The organism is Arthrospira sp. PCC 8006, from assembly GCF_046480465.1.
GTDB classification, from domain to species: Bacteria; Cyanobacteriota; Cyanobacteriia; order Cyanobacteriales; family Microcoleaceae; genus Limnospira; species Limnospira platensis.
In genome coordinates this window covers 1-306 of record NZ_PKGG01000633.1, presented here as the reverse complement: position 1 = coordinate 306, position 306 = coordinate 1, and the positions used below count along the sequence as shown (strand labels likewise).

Below are 306 nucleotides of genomic sequence, written 5' to 3'. Positions count from 1 at the left end.
CGTCCAGCAGGATGGCATCGAAGGGTGTGCCGTCCCACCAGCCGGACGGGTCGGCGGCGTCCCCGGCCAGCACTGTGGCCTGCGCACCCAGGCGGGCCAGATTGCTGCGCACCCGATCCAGGCGCGCGGCGTCGTTGTCCAGGGCGATCAGGGTGGCGTCGGGAAAACGCTCCGCCAGTTGTCCGGTCTTGCCGCCGGGGGCCGCGCAGGCATCCAGCAAACGACCCTGCGCGGGCGCCTCGATCAGCTCGGCGGGCAATTGCGCCGCTTCGTCCTGCACCGAGAAGACGCCGTCATCGAAACCCG

At 71.2% G+C, this 306-nt stretch carries 1 protein-coding gene; it reads right to left on the bottom strand.

Going from position 1 to position 306, the window contains the following annotated elements; genetic code table 11:
- The coding region (locus B9T16_RS29690; RefSeq protein ID WP_410246493.1) for a methyltransferase domain-containing protein at nt 1–306 on the bottom strand (306 nt) is incomplete at both ends.